Origin of the sequence: Mesorhizobium sp. M0018, assembly GCF_040323955.1 — a bacterium.
Lineage (GTDB): Bacteria > Pseudomonadota > Alphaproteobacteria > Rhizobiales > Rhizobiaceae > Mesorhizobium.
Genome location: NZ_JAMYVL010000025.1, coordinates 34,100 through 50,007, shown reverse-complemented (window position 1 = coordinate 50,007; position 15,908 = coordinate 34,100). Strand labels below are relative to the sequence as shown.

The window sequence follows — 15,908 nt, the reverse complement described above, 5'->3', positions numbered from 1 at the left end:
CGGCCGTCAACTGGCCGCTCAAAAAGGGGGTTTGTACACCGGGGAAAAACAGCAGCGCTGGCGATCTAACGTCCCGCTGAAAAGCAGGTCTGTGGTTGCGTTGGTCTTGGTTTTGTATGTGCTCTCGCTACTACGATTGGCAGGGTACACGGTCGCTCGTTCGTATTTTCTATGACGCCCCGCCCCTAATGCGCCATCTCTATTTCGAATTTGATCCTAGCGTGTAGCAAAACCTGGCCTGTCTCGGTGCGAACGATCATCGTAAAGTCGCGGCTAGATCCGTCCGCCTTGTCTTTTACTATCGCCGCCAGAGCCTTTGCTGCCTCGAGCCTGGCGGATTCGACGTCCGGCAGATCGGTACCTTGATCGTCGGGGTACAGTTCGTTCGCATCTGCGAAGTCGAAAAAATATCGCGGCATTGCCGATAACGCCGATTTCAGTTGGTCGGTCTCGGTCGGAAATGTCCTCGTCTATGTGAGACGCCCCCGCCGCGACGCCTCATTCGCATCGAGTAAAGACTTGGCGGCTTGGGTCAGGCGAGTGCGATTATTTGCCGTAGGCCTTGATCGCTTGCTCACCTGGCTTGGCGAAGCGCCGTTTCCCGCGCGAAATATTCGACCTCGTGCTACTCATCCGCCGACACGGTTGCGGTCACTGAAGTCTCGCTTGCTGTTGTCGTCGCCCATTTTGTGCCTCCAAAGGCTTGGCTCATTTGCAACGCGATGCTGAACGTTTTGTTGCTAGCGACGTGCGGAATCATCTTTGTTAGTTCTGGCTAATATAATCAGGTCGCCTAGAATCGAAGAAGTGCGTAAATTGTAAGTGCCGGCTCCGGCCCGCTCGGTTCATTCCGCCGATGGAACGCAAGCTCGTCGCCAAGCCGCCCGAAGGACGACGGGTGGTCTCACGAGGTCAAGTTCGACGGCTATCGCTCCAGATTGTTATAGACGCCGGCGGCGTTCGCATCTCCACCCGCCGCGACGTCGACTGGACGTCGAAATACCGCGACGTCGCCCGTAGTGCCAAAAAACGGTAGACGTCGAGAACGCCATCATCGTCGGCGAAATCATGGTGCTCAATGACAAGGGCCTATCGGGTGCAAGATCAGCGAGATCGACTGTCTCGTGCTCGAGCACGATACGCCAACAAACCGCCTCGACGATTTAGTGCGGGCCGGAGCCAGTCTCGCAAAGGCCCTTCAGCCTTTCTGATGCCGATTTGCGGCAATTCAGCCTGTCAGATTTGTAACACTGGAACCGTGAAGTCGCCGCGCAGAGGGCTAGGTCCATCCGCCATTTGCGACGAATTCTTGCGACGAACAGAGCGCACTATCATCACTGGCCAGGAACAGTGCCATCGCTGCAATATCTTCGGGCCGAATGCGCGCTCGAATGGACTGTATCGCGTCAATCTGGGCTTCTCCTTCCAGAGTCGGATGTGCGCGCCTCTGTTTCTCCGTCATCACCCATCCCGGAAGAAGCGTGTTGACCCGGATGTTGAAAGGACCAAGTTCTCGAGCCAGCCCCTTTGTCAGGCCGTGCACGCCAGCCTTGGCGGTCATGTATGTGGGGATGTTCGACGCTGTACGCGCGCTCAACGATCCAAAGTTGATGATCGACCCGCCTCCGAGACGCTTCATCTGCGGGATAATAGCCTGTGCAGCGAAGAACATCGGCCGCAGGTTGACTGCCATCCTGTTGTCGCGTCTGTCATTGGCGACATAGTTGATGAGAACTGAAATATCACCGAGGTCTCTCCTGATGCGCTCTATCGTCATCTGGAGCGCATCGATATTGCGGATGTCACATTCGATGAACACCGGGGGAAATACGTGCTCGCACAGGGACGTCACAAGCGCCTCAGCCAAAGATTTCTCGATATCCACGAAGGCTACCTTAGCTCCTTGCCAGGAAAATCCTTGGACCAGCGCTGCGCCAATACCAGAGCAGCCTCCGGTGACAAAGATGACCTTGCCCTTGAGCGAAGGGTAGCAGGCTGAGTTTCTTCGAGAATGTCTTCCCTGCATGAGAATCCGCGTCCACTTTGTGGATGATGGAGAAGCGAAAGGACATGCTTGCCCCAAGCATGGCCAGTCATTCACACCGTCACTGTCATGCCACCGTCCACGTAGAGCGTGTGCCCGTTGACGAATGAGGAGGCGTCGCTGGCGAAAAACACTGCAGCCCCGATGAGTTCTTCAACATTGCCCCATCGACCGGCCGGCGTGCGCCGTTCCAGCCACGTGGAGAACTCGGGGTCCCGACCAAGTGCTTCGTTGAGCGGCGTCTTGAAATAGCCAGGCGCGATGGCATTGATCTGCAAACCATGTTTTGCCCAATCCGCACACATGCCTCGAGTCAGATTTCTGACAGCCCCTTTTGTCGCCGTGTAGGGCGCGATACCCGGACGAGCCAATTCGCTCTGAACAGAGGCGATGTTGATGATCTTTCCGCGACCGCGGCCTATCATGCCTTTGGCGACGGCTTTGCTCACATAGAAAATGCTGGAGAGATTGGTTCGAACAAGATCGTCCCATTTCTCTTCCGGGAAATCCTCCAATGCTGATCGATGCTGGATGCCGGCATTGTTGATGAGAATGTCAATCGAACCGATCGAGGTCTCAATCCGCTCGACCCCGTGTCGCGCAGACAGGGCATCCGTGACGTCGAAGGCCGCCACCTCCACCGACAGACCGTCCTTGAGCAGGTCTGTGGCAGCGTCCTTCAACAACTGTTCACGACGACCGTTCAGGACAACCAGGGCACCACACTCCGCCAGGCCACGGGCAAGCGCCAGGCCAATGCCCTGGCCCGAGCCTGTAACCAGGGCAATCTTGCCGTTGAGGTCGAAAAGCCATCGCATCTGCATTTCGCTCTTCGATCAGGAAGCGTAAGACACTGGCGTCGCATGCCAGCCGTCCTTCCGCTTGTCCCAAAAAGCTGTTCTCAGCCGCGCGGAAATCGGACCCGGTCGGTCGTTCCCCAGGATCCTTTTTCCAAGACGGCTTACCGGCATAATGCCACCAGCGGTTGTCGAGAAGAAGATTTCATCGGCGGCTTCGAATTCGTCGCGGCAGAGATCCCGGACCTCACAGCGAATTCCAAACTCGTCGCACAGTTCCAGAACTGTTCTTCGAGTGATACCTTCCAGCGCACCGCGTTTCGGCGTGATGACCTTGCCATCTATGACGGCGAAGACATTGAAGCCCGGTCCTTCCGTGACGTTTCCATCACGATCCAGTAAAATGCAGGTTTCGGCGCCTTGATCGTGCGCCTCGAAATTCCCGCGCGTCAGGTCGCCCCAATGGAAATTCTTGATTGTCGGGTCGAGTGATTCCGGCGCAATCCGTTGGGGGGACGCGATCATTGCGTGCACGCCGCGTTCCTGCTGCTCGGGGGTGAATACCCACACCCAAGGCATGACATGGCAAATCAAATAACTGCGGCCGTTTATGGGATGAAGCGGCACGCCGCGCGGCGGGCGGGAGCGGACACAGTCCATCGCCACATAAGCCTCGCGCAACCCGGTACGCCGCACCAGTTCGGCGAGAATATTCTTGATCTCTTCGTCGCTTTCCTTCGGATTCATCCGCAATTTCGTCATCGAGGTGCGAAAGCGTTTGACATGATCGTCGAGCCGGAAGAATGCGCCGTAGTAGACGCCCGCGACATCGTAGGTAACGTCGGACCGGCGGTAGCCCCATTCGGTGATACCGAGCTTGGCATCCTTGAGAGGCATGAATTCACCATCAATGTAGGCCGCGCCAGCGGACCAATCGACGTCTGTCATCGTAGTTCTCCTTGACCTGAAAATCGTGCCCGTTGTCGGGCAGCCTGACAAGAAACACCCGGCGTATCGGCCGGGCTAAACGGCCACCGCCAGTTCGCTCCGGCTGGCGCGCAGGATGCGTGTTTGGACGATGTCCAATTGAAGATTGTCGTCTTCGGGAGATCCCTTGACGGCTACTCCGTAGATGTCTCGTGCGCGCTGCACGCTGATCCACCCTTCTGCAAGATCGTGCAGCACGCGCGCGGGATCGCGTTCCCGTGGAGAACCATATCCACCACCGCCTGCGGAGTGAGAGACCATGTGCTCACCCGGCTGCAGAGTGACCCCGTAGCAGGGGGGAAGATCGACGACCGAACCATCGGCCTTGCGCATTGCCGCTCTGGACAGACCGCCGGGGCCACCGCCGCGAGCGCCTGCGGCAGGCGTGATGGTACCATCTGCGGTATAGAGGACCGTCAAGGAGTTTCCGCCCCACGGGCCGTACTCACTGTAGACCGACGGCGCGCCGCGAAACGTGCCCGCTCCCTCGCTGTCGTCGAGAATATGGCGATCGTAGACGATGATTGGATGGTGGAGCTCATCGACTTCGACACTGTCGATATGGCACATGCCCGCGTTGCCGGCATGGATCATGGTCAGAAAGCCGTCGGTGACCGGCGTGCCGGCGCCACCGCTAATGCCGATGTGGACTTGATTGATGAAGGGCTCGTCATTGTTGTAGGGATCGCGCCCGGAGATGACACCCATTCCTGGTGGTTGGATTGGACCGGTCGCGGCTTGCCCAAAGCCAGCCGAAAGCTCGGCTATTGCGCGCTGTACCGGATTGGTGACATGGTCGGCGAGATTGGTGGTCGCCACCGAGCAAGAGGCCGGATGCCTCGGTATGCCGACGCAACAATTTTCGCGAACCCGAATGTCAATTCGTCGAAAGCTGCCCGCATTGGCGGTAACGCGGTGATCGAGGATGCCGTTGAAAATCCCGATCATCGCTGCGCTTTTGGCGGTTGCCTCAGTAAGATTGAGGCCACAGGGCTGGCAATCGGGATTATCGCGCAGATCGACAATGATCCTGGCCTCGTGCGTATCAACTTCAACGTCCACCTTGACGGGAATGCCCTCCGGGATACCGGGGAACGGGTCGTGAGCAGACACCAAAACGACATGTCCTGAAGACAATCTCCTGATTGCCTCAATCATCTTTTGTTCGGAATAGTCAAACCAGCGGTCGGCATAGCCTTCAAGCATATGCCAGCCGATCTCGCGGCCAAGGTTGAGCAGTTCGCGTTCGCCGATGCGGACGGATCCAAGGCTCGCAAGAAAATCGCCCCACCATTGGTCCGGAACCCGGATGCGGGCCTGACACATGCGCACGATGTCGTCGTTGGTCTTGTAGTCTTCCTGTATCTTCGTCGCAGAAAAAATCAGGGCACCCTCTTCATACAGGTCCTTCACGTCCGCCAGATAGCTGGAAGGGCGGGAATTACCGCAGTCCGCCTGATGTGCTTTGGCCAGCACGAAGAAGCGCAGGATGCCTTCGTCGTCGATGACCGGGACGATCATGCAGTGGTCGGCCGCGTGGGAGTTTCCCTCGTATGGACTGTTGTGAAGGAAACAGTCGCCGCGCTTGAGCATCGGATGGTGTTTGAGGACCGCCCGGCACATCAAATCAGGGCCGATGAGCGTGTGGTTCGGCAGACTTTCCGCAGCCGCCAGAAGCTTGCAGTCAGCAGTCAGAACAACACATGAGAAATCATGGGCCGTGTTGAGGATACCGGAGCGGGCGGTTCGGAAAAGCGTGTTTTGCATCTTGCGTGCGATGGTCTCCATACGGCTGGAAATCATCGCCATCTGAACGCCGTCAGGCGCCTTTTTCAAAACTTGCTCAGACATGGGTAAGCGCCTCCTTAGAATGTCACACGCAGGCCACCGCTGGCCGTGCGTTCTGCGACTGTGCCCGGATCGACCACGACGGTGGTGAACGACGATTCGATGATGGCCGGGCCGGCAACCGGTTCGCCCGGCTGCATGGCTTCGTAGCGATGAACCGAGACGTCGCTCCAGCCGAGTTCCGTGAAGTAAACCGGCCGCTTTGCGCGACCACCGGCAAAATCACCCTCAGGAGGGAGCGTGCCGGTGGCCCGATCAGTCAGTCTGCATCTGACCTTGGCGCGCCAGGTCACGAATTCGACATTGGAATTGCGGTCGCTGATCTCGAAAATACGCTGGTGGGTGTCATGGAAGGCATCCGAGACCTGCTTCAAATCGCCGTCGCTCTTCACCTGATCAAGCGGGAGAGGAACGTCGATTTCCCAGATCTGATGCGGATACCGCGCCTCTACGGAATACTCGATGTGGTAGTCGAGAGCCCCGGCGCCGGGCCCTTCCGCGAACTCAAGGCATCGCTTCCTCAGCTCTGCCAGAACCTCGTTGATCTTGTCGCCCGCAAATCTGTCGCTGGTCGTAAATTGCAGTTGCGCATAGTCCGACGAAAGCTCCGACATCAAGGCCCCGGCCGCGCTCATGACCGCACCTGCTTCGGGGATGAGGACACCAGCGCATTGAAGGCGCCTGGCAACTGCGACCGCATTAAGTCCGGCGGCACCGCCGCCGCCGATCATGACGGCCGAGGTGGGATCGATACCCTGATTGACCGTGATCTCCTCGATCGCTCCGACCATCTTTTCGGTTGAAAGCCTCAACACAGCGGCAGCGGCTTCCTCAACCTTGATGCCGAGCGGTTCGGCGACTTTCAGACGCAATTGCCGGGTCGCGCCCTCCCGGTCGAGGACCATGGCGCCGCCCAGGAAGAAGTCCGGGTCGATATAGCCCAGGATCAAGGCGCAGTCCGTGACGGTGGGTTCGGTTCCTCTGCGGCCGTAAGCGACCGGCCCCGGCGTCGAGCCCGCGCTCTGCGGACCGACCTGCAGAATTCCGCCATTGTCGACCCATGCGATCGAGCCACCTCCGGCGCCGATGCTCTTGATATCGACAGATGGAAAGCCGGTCATATGGCCGCGCGTGCGCTGGCCAATCCATGTTTCGCGGCTCCAGGGGATGCGCCCGTCACGCACCAGGCTGACGTCAAAGGTGGTTCCACCCGTGTCCGCGACAATCGCGATGGCGTTGCCAAAATCGCGCTCTGCGTAGTAGCGGCCGGCGACGGGCGCCATCGCCGGTCCAGAATTGATCGAGTGGATTGGAGCGCGTGCAACTGCCGAGGCATCCATGATGCCGCCACTTGAGGTAACCATCAGTGTCCGGCCGTTGAAACCGGCGTCCTGCAGCCGGTTGGTCAAGCCATCGAGATACTTGAACATCAGCGGCTTCAGCGATGCATCTATGACGGTCGCGGAAGCTCGGCGATATTCGCGCAGGGTTGGATTGAGCTGGTGCGAGAGCGTGTATGGAACGTCAGGCAGATGCTCCTTCAGCAGGTCTCCGATGCGTCGCTCGTGAGCCGAGTTGACGACAGACCACAGAAGGCAAACGCCAACCGCTTCAATTTTCAGTGCCTCCAGTTTTTTGATTGTCGTGATGAAGTCGGCTTCGTTCAAATCCTCGACGATGTTGCCGCGCGCATCGACGCGCTCATTGACTTCGAACGTATATCGCCGAGGCACATAGGGCTCAGGGTAGGCGACCGTGAAGTTGAACGGTTCAATACGCCCGCCCTCGCGCATGACCAGGATATCGCGATGACCTTTGGTCGTGATGAAGGCTGTTTTCGCCGTCTTGCCGGTGATGATCGCATTGATGGCCCGGGTGGTGCCGTGCACGAACATGGCGCCGCGGCTGAGGAAATCCCCGAGGCCTAGTCGATAGTGCCTAGCTGCGAGATCCAAGGCATCGAGCACGCCGCGCACCGGGTCGTCAGGTGTCGTCGACGCTTTGAACAGCCTGATCTCGTTGCCATCTTCAACGACGAGGTCGGTGAAAGTACCACCGGTGTCGCACGCCATCCTGATATGATTTGCGCTGGGTTTGATCTCGGTGGCGTGGGTATCCATAAGGCAAGCCTCTTTCGTGCCGGCGCGGATGCATCCGGCCGGATATTCTGGGGTTGTTGGAAGAAGGGCGCTGTTTGGGACTGCTATTCCAAGTGTCGTTTGCCGACACGCGTGGCGGCATCTTCCTGTGGCGGCGCACATGTGTCTCGAATGACGAGTTCGGGCAGGAAGACCGTGTCGGAGCCGGCGTTGGCCGGCGCCGCATTCGGTTTGAGAACACGCTCGACGGCTGCGCTGGCCATCGCCTCGATAGGCTGACGTATGGTCGTCAGTGCGGGAAATGAGAGCTGGCTGATCCAGGCATCGTCCACGCCAATAATCGACATGTCCTTTGGAACGGCAATGCCGGCGGAACGGAAAGTCGCAAGCAACCCCAGCGCGATCATGTCGTTGAACGCGATAATGGCTGTGGGCCTGGGCGACAGCGCCGCCACATCGGAAGCGGCATCACGACCGACCTCGACCATCTGAGCGTCTGCGATATCAAGTGCGCTCTGGTGACGCTCGAGCACGACAGCCTGACTGTCGTCGAGTTCGTGATCCTTCATTGCTTTCTTGAAACCGGACAACCTCATCACCCGGCTGTGGGTGATGAGGGGATCGGTCACATAGGCTATCCGCCGATGACCGAGAGCAAACAGATGTTCCACGGCAATCCCGATTGCCGCCTCGTGATCGAGATTGACCGTATCGAGCCGAGCAAGCTTCAAATCGAGCCTGTTGGCGTCCACGGCAACGATCGAAAGATCGCTCCACGCCGAGTAGTAACCGCGCCTGGTGTTTAGGGGTGCAATGGTGATGAGGTCGGCAACGCCGATGGCGGCCAGATTGTCCAAAAACTCTTTCTCGAGCTTCGGATCGCGCATGGTGTTGCACAGATGAACCCTGTAACCCGCCTTCACCGCAGCCTGTTCTATCGAGAACACCATTTGGCCATTGAACGGGTTGACAATGCTGGGCACGACCAGGGCGATTACCCGGGCCTTGCCAGTCTTTAGTTGGCGCGCTGCCTGGTTTGGTCGGAAGTCAAGCTCGGCAATTGCCGTCGCAATCCGCGTCCGGGTCTCCGTCCCGAGCCGATGGAATCGATTGTTCATGTAATTCGAGACGCTGCTCACCGATACGCTCGCCGCTTTCGCAACGTCCTGAATGGTGGCGCGGTCCGCAGCATCTGTGGGCGATCCACTCTTCGGCGGCATGACGTTCAAATCTCCCAAGGTCCCAGAGACCCTCATTCTACGACTCCCGAAGGAGAACGAAACCTCGATGGTCGCGAGTCCGGCCCCGCAGCTGTGCGATCGAGAAAGTCGGTAAAACGGTACACTAAAAATCGTCTGTGTCAATCGAGGGTCGATCTGAGGCTATCGGAGGTAATGCCGCTGGTATTATGGGGTTTGCAGGAATCACCTGACTCTGATGGGAGGCAAACTCCTCAAGTGGCAGTTGACAGATGAAAAAAATCTAGTGTATCGTTTTACCTACTGTAAGCAAGCCGAAGAGCTTCGCAGCAGGCTGAACGGCGCCGAACATGTTTGGCAAAGGGCAACGCGACGCCTGAAACTTGCACGATCGTTTTTTGCGATGCCGCCGCTAGTCCGACGGGTACCGGGGCGAAGTTGGCAATGACAAACTTTCAATCATCAAAAACCGACGGAGACGGAACATGAAAAAGATTTTGCTAGCTGCCGCTTGTCTAACGTTACTCGGTGTCCCTGCTCACGCCGAAACGATCGGCTTCAGCATGCAGCGGTTCGACGACAATTTTCTTGCGATTCTTCGCAGCGGCCTGGAGGCACACGCCAAAGACCTTGGGAATGTGACGTTGTTGATCGAGGATGCGCAGGGCGACATCGCCCGGCAGCAAAGCCAGATCGAAAACTTTATTGCCGCCAAGGTCGATGGGATGATCGTGATCCCGGTAGAGGCCGATGCCGGCGTCGCGATGTCCAAGACGGCCGACAAAGCCGGAATCCCTCTGGTCTTCGCCAACAATCAGCCTTCCAACGTCGATCAGTTGCCGGAGAAGCAGGCGTTCGTCGGCTCGGACCAGATCCAGGCAGGCAGCCTGGAGGCGCGCGAGGTCTGTCGTTTGCTGGATGGCAAGGGCAAGGCCGTGATTCTGATGGGTGAACTCGGAACGCTGGTTGCGCGTGGCCGCACCGAGGCGGTGCACGAGGTCTTCAAGTCCGACGAATGCAAGGGCATCGAAATCGTCGAAGAGCAGACGGCGACCTGGTCTCGCACGCAGGCGCTCGACCTGACCACAAACTGGATGTCAGCTGGTCTCAACTTCAACGCTGTCATTGCTAACAACGACGAGATGGCACTGGGTGCGCTTCAGGCCATCAAGGCAAGCGGGGGATCAACCGGCGATTATGTCGTTGCCGGCATCGATGCAACGCAGGACGCCCTGACAGCCATGAAATCAGGCGACCTCAAGGTGACCGTTTTCCAGGACGCCATCAGCCAAGGAAAAGGCGCGCTCGACACAGTTCTGAAGCTGGCGCGAGGCGAGAAGACCGACAAGAAGGTCTTCACCACGCTCGAACTCGTCACCAAGGACAACATGGACAAATACCTGAAAAGGAACTGACCGCCAGCATCGCGCGCCGGTCATTGATCGGCGCGCGGACTGTTCCGTTCGATCTGGATTTGGGACGACTTCGATGCAGACCACAGTCGCCGCTACCTCAACCCCACCTTGTCTTGAGGACAAGCGTCAGCCCTGCCTGCTGAGCGTGATCGGAATCAGCAAGTCGTTTCCGGGCGTGGTGGCTCTCGACGACGTGAGCTTTCAACTCAGGCGGGGTACCGTCCATGCGCTGATGGGCGAGAACGGCGCCGGCAAATCCACGCTGATGAAAATCCTGGCGGGGATATACCAACCCGATGCAGGAGAAATCTTCCTCGACGGCATTTCCGCCCAGTTCAAGACCCCGCTCGACGCGCTGACACAGGGTGTCGGGATGATCCATCAGGAATTGAACCTGATGCCCTCGATGACGGTCGCGGAGAACATCTGGATCGGCCGAGAGCCACGCAATCGATTTGGGACCGTCGATCATCGGCGCATGAATCGCCTATCGCGCGATCTTCTCGCGGAGCTGAAGATCAGCCTGGATCCGGAGGCGGAAGTTCGCCATCTGTCGATTGCCAGCAGGCAGATGGTGGAAATCGCCAAGGCGGTTTCCTATCGCTCGCGTGTCCTGATCATGGATGAGCCCACCTCGGCACTGACAGAGCGCGAGTCGGCCCATCTCTTCGAGATAATCGGGGATTTGAGAAAGCAGGGCATCGGCATCGTCTACATCTCGCACAAGATGCACGAGATCTTCGAAATATCGGACGAGATCTCCGTTTTTCGTGACGGCAAATATATCGGCACCCATGCGGCAGCAGCCACCAGCCGGGACGAGATCATCCACATGATGGTCGGCAGAGACATCTCGACGCTGTTTCCGAAAGAGAACGTGCCGACCGACGATGTCTTGCTTTCGGTTCGGGACCTGACTTTGCGCGGCGTCTTCTCGGGCGTCTCTTTCGATCTGCGGGCGGGCGAGATATTGGGCCTCGCCGGTCTGATTGGGTCGGGGCGGTCCAATGTTGCCGAAACCATCTTCGGGGTGACACCCGCCACCAGCGGCGAGATACGGATAAGGGGGCAACGCGTCGATCTGAGATCGCCACGCGATGCGATCGCCAACGGAATGGCCTTCCTGACAGAAGACAGAAAACAAAGCGGCTGTTTTCTCGTCCTGGACATTCTCGAGAACATGCAGATTGCGGCTCTTCAAAGCCAATTCGTCAATGCCGGTTTCGTGCACGGCAAGGCGATTGCCGCGGCATGCCGCGAGATGAGCAGGACGTTGCGCGTCAAGAGCTCAGGTATCCACACCACGGTCGAAAATCTCTCCGGCGGCAACCAGCAGAAGGTGCTGATCGGACGCTGGCTTTTGACCAGACCGGGCATCCTCATCCTCGACGAGCCGACACGCGGCATCGACGTTGCCGCCAAGGCCGAGATCCACGCTCTGGTCTCAGCGCTCGCCAGCGCGGGCGCCGGCGTCATTCTGATTTCCTCGGAGATGCCGGAGATCCTCGGAATGAGTGACCGCATCATGGTGATGCATGAAGGCAAGATCACCGGCGTTCTGGACCGCGATGAGGCGACGCAGGTCAAAATAATGGAACTCGCTTCGAAGTAGGCGAGGAAAGAGGAACTGTACGATGGGAAAAGACACAACAGCCGCCGCCATTCCTGATTACCGTGGCAGCTTTGACGGTTGGCGAAAACCTCAGGAGCTCAATATCTTCCTGGTCCTGGTGGGGATCGTTCTTCTCTGCGAGGTGTGCGGCTGGCTTTTGATCGGGCAGAGTTTCGTCTGGAATCCGCAACGCCTCACGATCACCATCCTCCAGGTGTCCGTGGTGGGGATCATCGCAATCGGCGTGACGCAGGTCATCATTACCGGCGGCATCGACCTTTCTTCGGGGTCCGTCGTGGCGGCAAGTGCGATGATGGCGGCTGGGTTTGCGCAATCCGCGGAATGGTCGAAAGCTCTCTATCCATCACTGACCGGTTTGCCGGCGATCGTCCCGATCGCCGTTGGTGTCTTGATCGGTTTGATTGCAGGCATAACCAACGGCGTTTTTGTTGCCTATGCCCGCATCCCGCCGTTCATCGCAACGCTCGGAATGATGGTTTCGGCTCGGGGTATTTCGAAATGGTATACAAAGGGCCAGCCCATTTCGGGGCTGACCGATCAATTCACCGCCATCGGCTCGGCTGCCTGGCCGGTGTTTGTCTTCATAGTCGTCGCAACAATTTTCCATGTTGCGCTTCGCTACACCCGGTACGGCAAGTACACCTATGCGATCGGCGCGAACGTCCAGGCAGCGCGGGTCTCCGGCATAGATGTCGAAAGGCATCTGGTTAAGGTCTACGCGATCGCCGGAATGCTTGCCGGGCTCGCCGGCATCGTCACCGCAGCGCGCGCGCAGACGGCTCAATCCGGCATGGGATACATGTATGAGCTCGATGCGATTGCCGCAGCCGTGATCGGCGGAACGTCGCTTGCCGGCGGGGTCGGCCGGATAGGGGGCACCGTAATCGGCGTGGTGATCCTGGGCGTGATGTCGTCAGGATTCACGTTTTTGCGGGTCGACGCCTACTATCAGGAAATCGTCAAGGGCCTGATCATCGTCACGGCCGTGACCATTGATGTCTACCGGAATCGGCAGAAGCGCTCCTAGATCGAGCTCGCGGTCGAAGGGCGTCTATTTCCAAAAAGGTACAATAAAAAGCCGTTCAGATGAAACCCACCAAGGCAAGGAGGTTCCGCAAGCACAAAAGGACTTTAGGTCAATTCTCAAAGATTCCATCGATGGAGATCGAAAATGCAAATCAAAGCGCTACACAGTTTGGAACTGCAGCATTTTGACGTCGGCTCATTAGTCGAATGCATATCTCAAAGGTGGCGATATTTGGCCAGGGTTCACGACTTTGCTCGTCGCCTCGTCGACAAGCATGGGGCGAGCCGTGCGTCGGATCTTACAAAACGGGCCGCTGCCAGAGCATCGGGGAGGCGCGGGGCGACCCTGAGGGCAGTTACCGAGTCAGTGAACGATCTGATGCGGTTGGACATTTTCTACCATTGACTGGACGATTCGAGCCCACGGCAAGAACTGCCCACAGTCGCTCACCATAACGATCAACTCAGCTGATCGGGTGCAGTTCGATAGCCAACCAAACCGCGTCGGCGTCGGCGAAATAGCGATGCCACGGATATTGCCACTGGTTCGTTCCGCTGACCCGGCAAAACGCCTCATAGGTAAAGCCCGGCACCATGGGGACATCTCAATAAAGCGTTGCCTGGTCTTTCTCCCGGAATTTCTGCATGCGGCCGGTTCCCAATATCTGCGTGTGGACCTCGAGGAAGGGAGGGTTGTGGTGAATGAACCAGTCGGTTCCAGCGGGTGACCACCAGAGGTTAGTTTGAGCACGAAGCGCTGCAATTGCCGTTCCACGGCGATCTCACCGGAAAAGAACAGCGGGTCGAGCTCGACTTCGCCGATCGTGTCCTGCGGCGAGATGAAGAGCGGGGTCTGGCGCGGGAAAGACCGGATGCGGTTGCCGAGCCAGTCCCAGCCGCGGAACATGACGCCGCCCAGGTCGACTGTCTTGCAAACTTTCAGGACAGCGATCCGGCCGCTCTGTTCGATCGTCGCTTTCGACAGCATAGCCGAGCGCCACGGCGCAATTGAAGTCTTGATCGCATCGTCGATGATCAGCCGGTCGCTCGACAGGTTGACGACGATGCTGCTTTCGACGTGCAGGCCGGCGCCATTTTCGAAGAAATCGGCGGCGACGAAATCGTCCGCGAAATTCAGAGATCGATGCTGCAGCAGGCCGGTGCCCCGATGAACACTCATATCGTTCCTCCACCCATCGCGACCGTAGGGCGATGCCGTCCTGCGACCGCTGTCGCCATGTCACATCGACTGACGATCAAAAGGACAGAAAGGGCGGGCTTCAGCAATTTCGCAGACGCCCTGCGTCACTGGCTGGCATTGCCCTGACAGCGGCAATGGTCGAGCCGTCGATCCAACAGCGGGCAGAGGGTCTGGCGCCGAAATTTCAACGGCCGATTTGGTTTCGCTTCGCAAGCCCGGCGCCATCGCAGAACGGGCGGCAGCATAAGCTGACAGCATTTTACGCACTGGCAGCTTCAGCTTGCGTCACATTAGACATCATTGAGAAATTGCGAGTTGGCTGTCGGCGAAGTCATATCGCAGGACAATCAGCCGATCCGGACCGACCTCCCAGAGAAGTGGTCGTGCATACCGGAGGCAAGCCAGAAAAGAGCGCAGCAAATGCATGCCGGCGCACGAAGACGTGCGACGGCCGACCGCTGACGAGGGGAGTTCTGCAGACATGAAGCTTACTGGCGGCCAGGTCATCGCGACCGCATTGAAGAAGTACGGCATCAAATACGTGGCAGCCATCCCGGGGCATGGATGCTGGGCGATGCTCGATGCCTTCCTGCAGAAGGGCAGCGAAATCCCGGTCATCCAGGTGATGCATGAGCAATGCGCCGTCCACATGGCCGATGGATACTGGCGCGCCTCGGGCAAGCCGATGGCGGCGATGACTTCGATTGGACCCGGTGCCGCTAACACCATCATCGGCCTGGCGACAGCCTACGCCGACTCGACGGCGGTGCCGCTCTTCACCGGCGGGCCGGCGACGCATATGCGCGGCCACGGGGTCATGCAGGAGCTCGATCGCCACCGCACCAATTTTTTCCCGCAGATCGCCAGCGGCGCCGTCAAACGATCTTTCGAAGCTGGTCGCGTCGATGAATTGCCCTTCATCATGCATCGCGCCTTCAACGCCATGCTCAGCGGTCATCCGGGTCCGGTGCATGTCGAAGTGCCGATGGATATCCAGTCGGAAGCAGCCGAGGTGGACATCCACGACGTTGATCTCAGGATGGCGATGGGCCGCGCCCGACCTGACCAGCGGGCAGTCGAGGCTGCCGCCACGGCGTTGCTTTCGGCCGAGCGTCCGGTGATCGTGGTTGGCGGCGGCGCCATCACGGCGGAAGCAGCACCGGAAGTGAGGAAGCTGGCCGAAAAGACCGGCGCCGTGGTTGTCACGACCTGGAACGGCAAGAGTGCCTTCCCGGAAGGTCATGTCCTTTACGCAGGAGCAGTAGGCCAGACGGGAACTTCGGCCGGCAACAATATCGCTGCCGGGGCGGACCTCATTGTTTCCGTCGGCTGCCGCTTCACCGATCGGCGTCCAGTTGGCGCAAAGGCGTCAGTTTCTCTATCCCGCCGGCGAAGCTTGTCCATATCGACATCGACCATCAGGAGATTGGCAAGAACTGCCCGACGGCGGTCGGACTTGTTGCCGACGCCAAGATGGCGCTTGCCGATATCATCGATGCCATTTCGTCCGAGCAGTCAAACAAGGCACTTGCCCGGCGGGAAGCATTCCACAACGCGGTCGCTCGTGAGAAGACTGATTGGGAAACGCAGCTCGCCGCACGTCGCGACAGCAACCAGTTCCCTTTCACGATGCAGCGTCCGCTGAAGGAACTTCGCGAA

Annotated in this window: 12 protein-coding genes; 4 read left to right on the top strand and 8 right to left on the bottom strand. The window is 58.5% G+C overall.

The genetic code is table 11. The features are described 5' to 3' along the window. Nucleotides 1-185: 185 nt before the first annotated feature. The 7 genes from NKJ81_RS27140 to NKJ81_RS27110 form a co-directional block, all read right to left on the bottom strand. Nucleotides 186-419 carry a DUF6894 family protein gene (locus NKJ81_RS27140; RefSeq protein WP_352542299.1) on the bottom strand — a complete coding sequence of 78 codons (234 nt, stop codon included), beginning with the start codon at nt 417-419 and terminating at the stop codon, nt 186-188. Nucleotides 420-1,279: 860 nt separating this feature from the next. After that, nucleotides 1,280-2,026, bottom strand: coding sequence for an SDR family NAD(P)-dependent oxidoreductase (locus NKJ81_RS27135; protein WP_352542298.1), 747 nt, complete (start codon nt 2,024-2,026; stop codon nt 1,280-1,282). A gap of 71 nt (nt 2,027-2,097) precedes the next feature. Continuing rightward, complete coding sequence (locus NKJ81_RS27130) at nt 2,098-2,862, bottom strand: SDR family oxidoreductase (RefSeq protein ID WP_352542335.1); 765 nt, start codon at nt 2,860-2,862, stop codon at nt 2,098-2,100. Nucleotides 2,863-2,880: 18 nt separating this feature from the next. Continuing rightward, nucleotides 2,881-3,789 (bottom strand): aminotransferase class IV, encoded by a 909-nt coding sequence (locus NKJ81_RS27125; RefSeq protein ID WP_352542297.1) that lies wholly within the window; start codon nt 3,787-3,789, stop codon nt 2,881-2,883. A gap of 75 nt (nt 3,790-3,864) precedes the next feature. Beyond that, on the bottom strand, nt 3,865-5,679 hold the full coding sequence (locus NKJ81_RS27120; RefSeq protein ID WP_352542296.1) for a hydantoinase B/oxoprolinase family protein: 1,815 nt from the start codon (nt 5,677-5,679) through the stop codon (nt 3,865-3,867). Nucleotides 5,680-5,693: 14 nt separating this feature from the next. Then, the gene (locus NKJ81_RS27115) at nt 5,694-7,796 is read right to left on the bottom strand and encodes a hydantoinase/oxoprolinase family protein (protein ID WP_352542295.1); all 2,103 of its coding nucleotides are present in this window, start codon (nt 7,794-7,796) and stop codon (nt 5,694-5,696) included. A gap of 83 nt (nt 7,797-7,879) precedes the next feature. Further along, nucleotides 7,880-8,995, bottom strand: a complete 1,116-nt coding sequence (locus tag NKJ81_RS27110) for a LacI family DNA-binding transcriptional regulator (RefSeq protein WP_352542294.1) — start codon at nt 8,993-8,995, stop codon at nt 7,880-7,882. A gap of 464 nt (nt 8,996-9,459) precedes the next feature. On the opposite strand from NKJ81_RS27110, the gene NKJ81_RS27105 reads away from it, so the two are divergent. The 3 genes from NKJ81_RS27105 (at nt 9,460) to NKJ81_RS27095 (ending at nt 13,049) form a co-directional block, all read left to right on the top strand. Then, nucleotides 9,460-10,389: a sugar ABC transporter substrate-binding protein gene (locus tag NKJ81_RS27105; protein ID WP_352542293.1), complete on the top strand. Its 930-nt coding sequence runs from the start codon at nt 9,460-9,462 to the stop codon at nt 10,387-10,389. Between the two features lie 73 nt (nt 10,390-10,462). After that, nucleotides 10,463-12,001, top strand: coding sequence for a sugar ABC transporter ATP-binding protein (locus NKJ81_RS27100; protein ID WP_352542292.1), 1,539 nt, complete (start codon nt 10,463-10,465; stop codon nt 11,999-12,001). 22 nt (nt 12,002-12,023) lie between these two features. Continuing rightward, entirely contained in the window at nt 12,024-13,049 is a 1,026-nt protein-coding gene (locus NKJ81_RS27095; protein WP_352542291.1) for an ABC transporter permease, read from the top strand. Nucleotides 13,050-13,412: 363 nt separating this feature from the next. On the opposite strand, the gene NKJ81_RS27090 is transcribed toward NKJ81_RS27095, so the two are convergent. After that, nucleotides 13,413-14,228: a hypothetical protein gene (locus NKJ81_RS27090; protein WP_352542290.1), complete on the bottom strand. Its 816-nt coding sequence runs from the start codon at nt 14,226-14,228 to the stop codon at nt 13,413-13,415. 502 nt (nt 14,229-14,730) lie between these two features. Between NKJ81_RS27090 and NKJ81_RS27085 the strand changes: the two genes are divergently transcribed. Further along, nucleotides 14,731-15,894 carry a thiamine pyrophosphate-binding protein gene (locus NKJ81_RS27085; RefSeq protein ID WP_352542289.1) on the top strand — a complete coding sequence of 388 codons (1,164 nt, stop codon included), beginning with the start codon at nt 14,731-14,733 and terminating at the stop codon, nt 15,892-15,894. Nucleotides 15,895-15,908: the final 14 nt, after the last annotated feature.

Bases quoted from the DNA above. Each gene is read 5' to 3' on its own strand.
- NKJ81_RS27140 (WP_352542299.1), bottom strand. From the start codon at position 419: ATGCCGCGATATTTTTTCGACTTCGCAGATGCGAACGAACTGTACCCC.
- NKJ81_RS27135 (WP_352542298.1), bottom strand. From the start codon at position 2,026: ATGCAGGGAAGACATTCTCGAAGAAACTCAGCCTGCTACCCTTCGCTC.
- NKJ81_RS27130 (WP_352542335.1), bottom strand. From the start codon at position 2,862: ATGCGATGGCTTTTCGACCTCAACGGCAAGATTGCCCTGGTTACAGGC.
- NKJ81_RS27125 (WP_352542297.1), bottom strand. From the start codon at position 3,789: ATGACAGACGTCGATTGGTCCGCTGGCGCGGCCTACATTGATGGTGAA.
- NKJ81_RS27120 (WP_352542296.1), bottom strand. From the start codon at position 5,679: ATGTCTGAGCAAGTTTTGAAAAAGGCGCCTGACGGCGTTCAGATGGCG.
- NKJ81_RS27115 (WP_352542295.1), bottom strand. From the start codon at position 7,796: ATGGATACCCACGCCACCGAGATCAAACCCAGCGCAAATCATATCAGG.
- NKJ81_RS27110 (WP_352542294.1), bottom strand. From the start codon at position 8,995: ATGCCGCCGAAGAGTGGATCGCCCACAGATGCTGCGGACCGCGCCACC.
- NKJ81_RS27105 (WP_352542293.1), top strand. From the start codon at position 9,460: ATGAAAAAGATTTTGCTAGCTGCCGCTTGTCTAACGTTACTCGGTGTC.
- NKJ81_RS27100 (WP_352542292.1), top strand. From the start codon at position 10,463: ATGCAGACCACAGTCGCCGCTACCTCAACCCCACCTTGTCTTGAGGAC.
- NKJ81_RS27095 (WP_352542291.1), top strand. From the start codon at position 12,024: ATGGGAAAAGACACAACAGCCGCCGCCATTCCTGATTACCGTGGCAGC.
- NKJ81_RS27090 (WP_352542290.1), bottom strand. From the start codon at position 14,228: ATGAGTGTTCATCGGGGCACCGGCCTGCTGCAGCATCGATCTCTGAAT.
- NKJ81_RS27085 (WP_352542289.1), top strand. From the start codon at position 14,731: ATGAAGCTTACTGGCGGCCAGGTCATCGCGACCGCATTGAAGAAGTAC.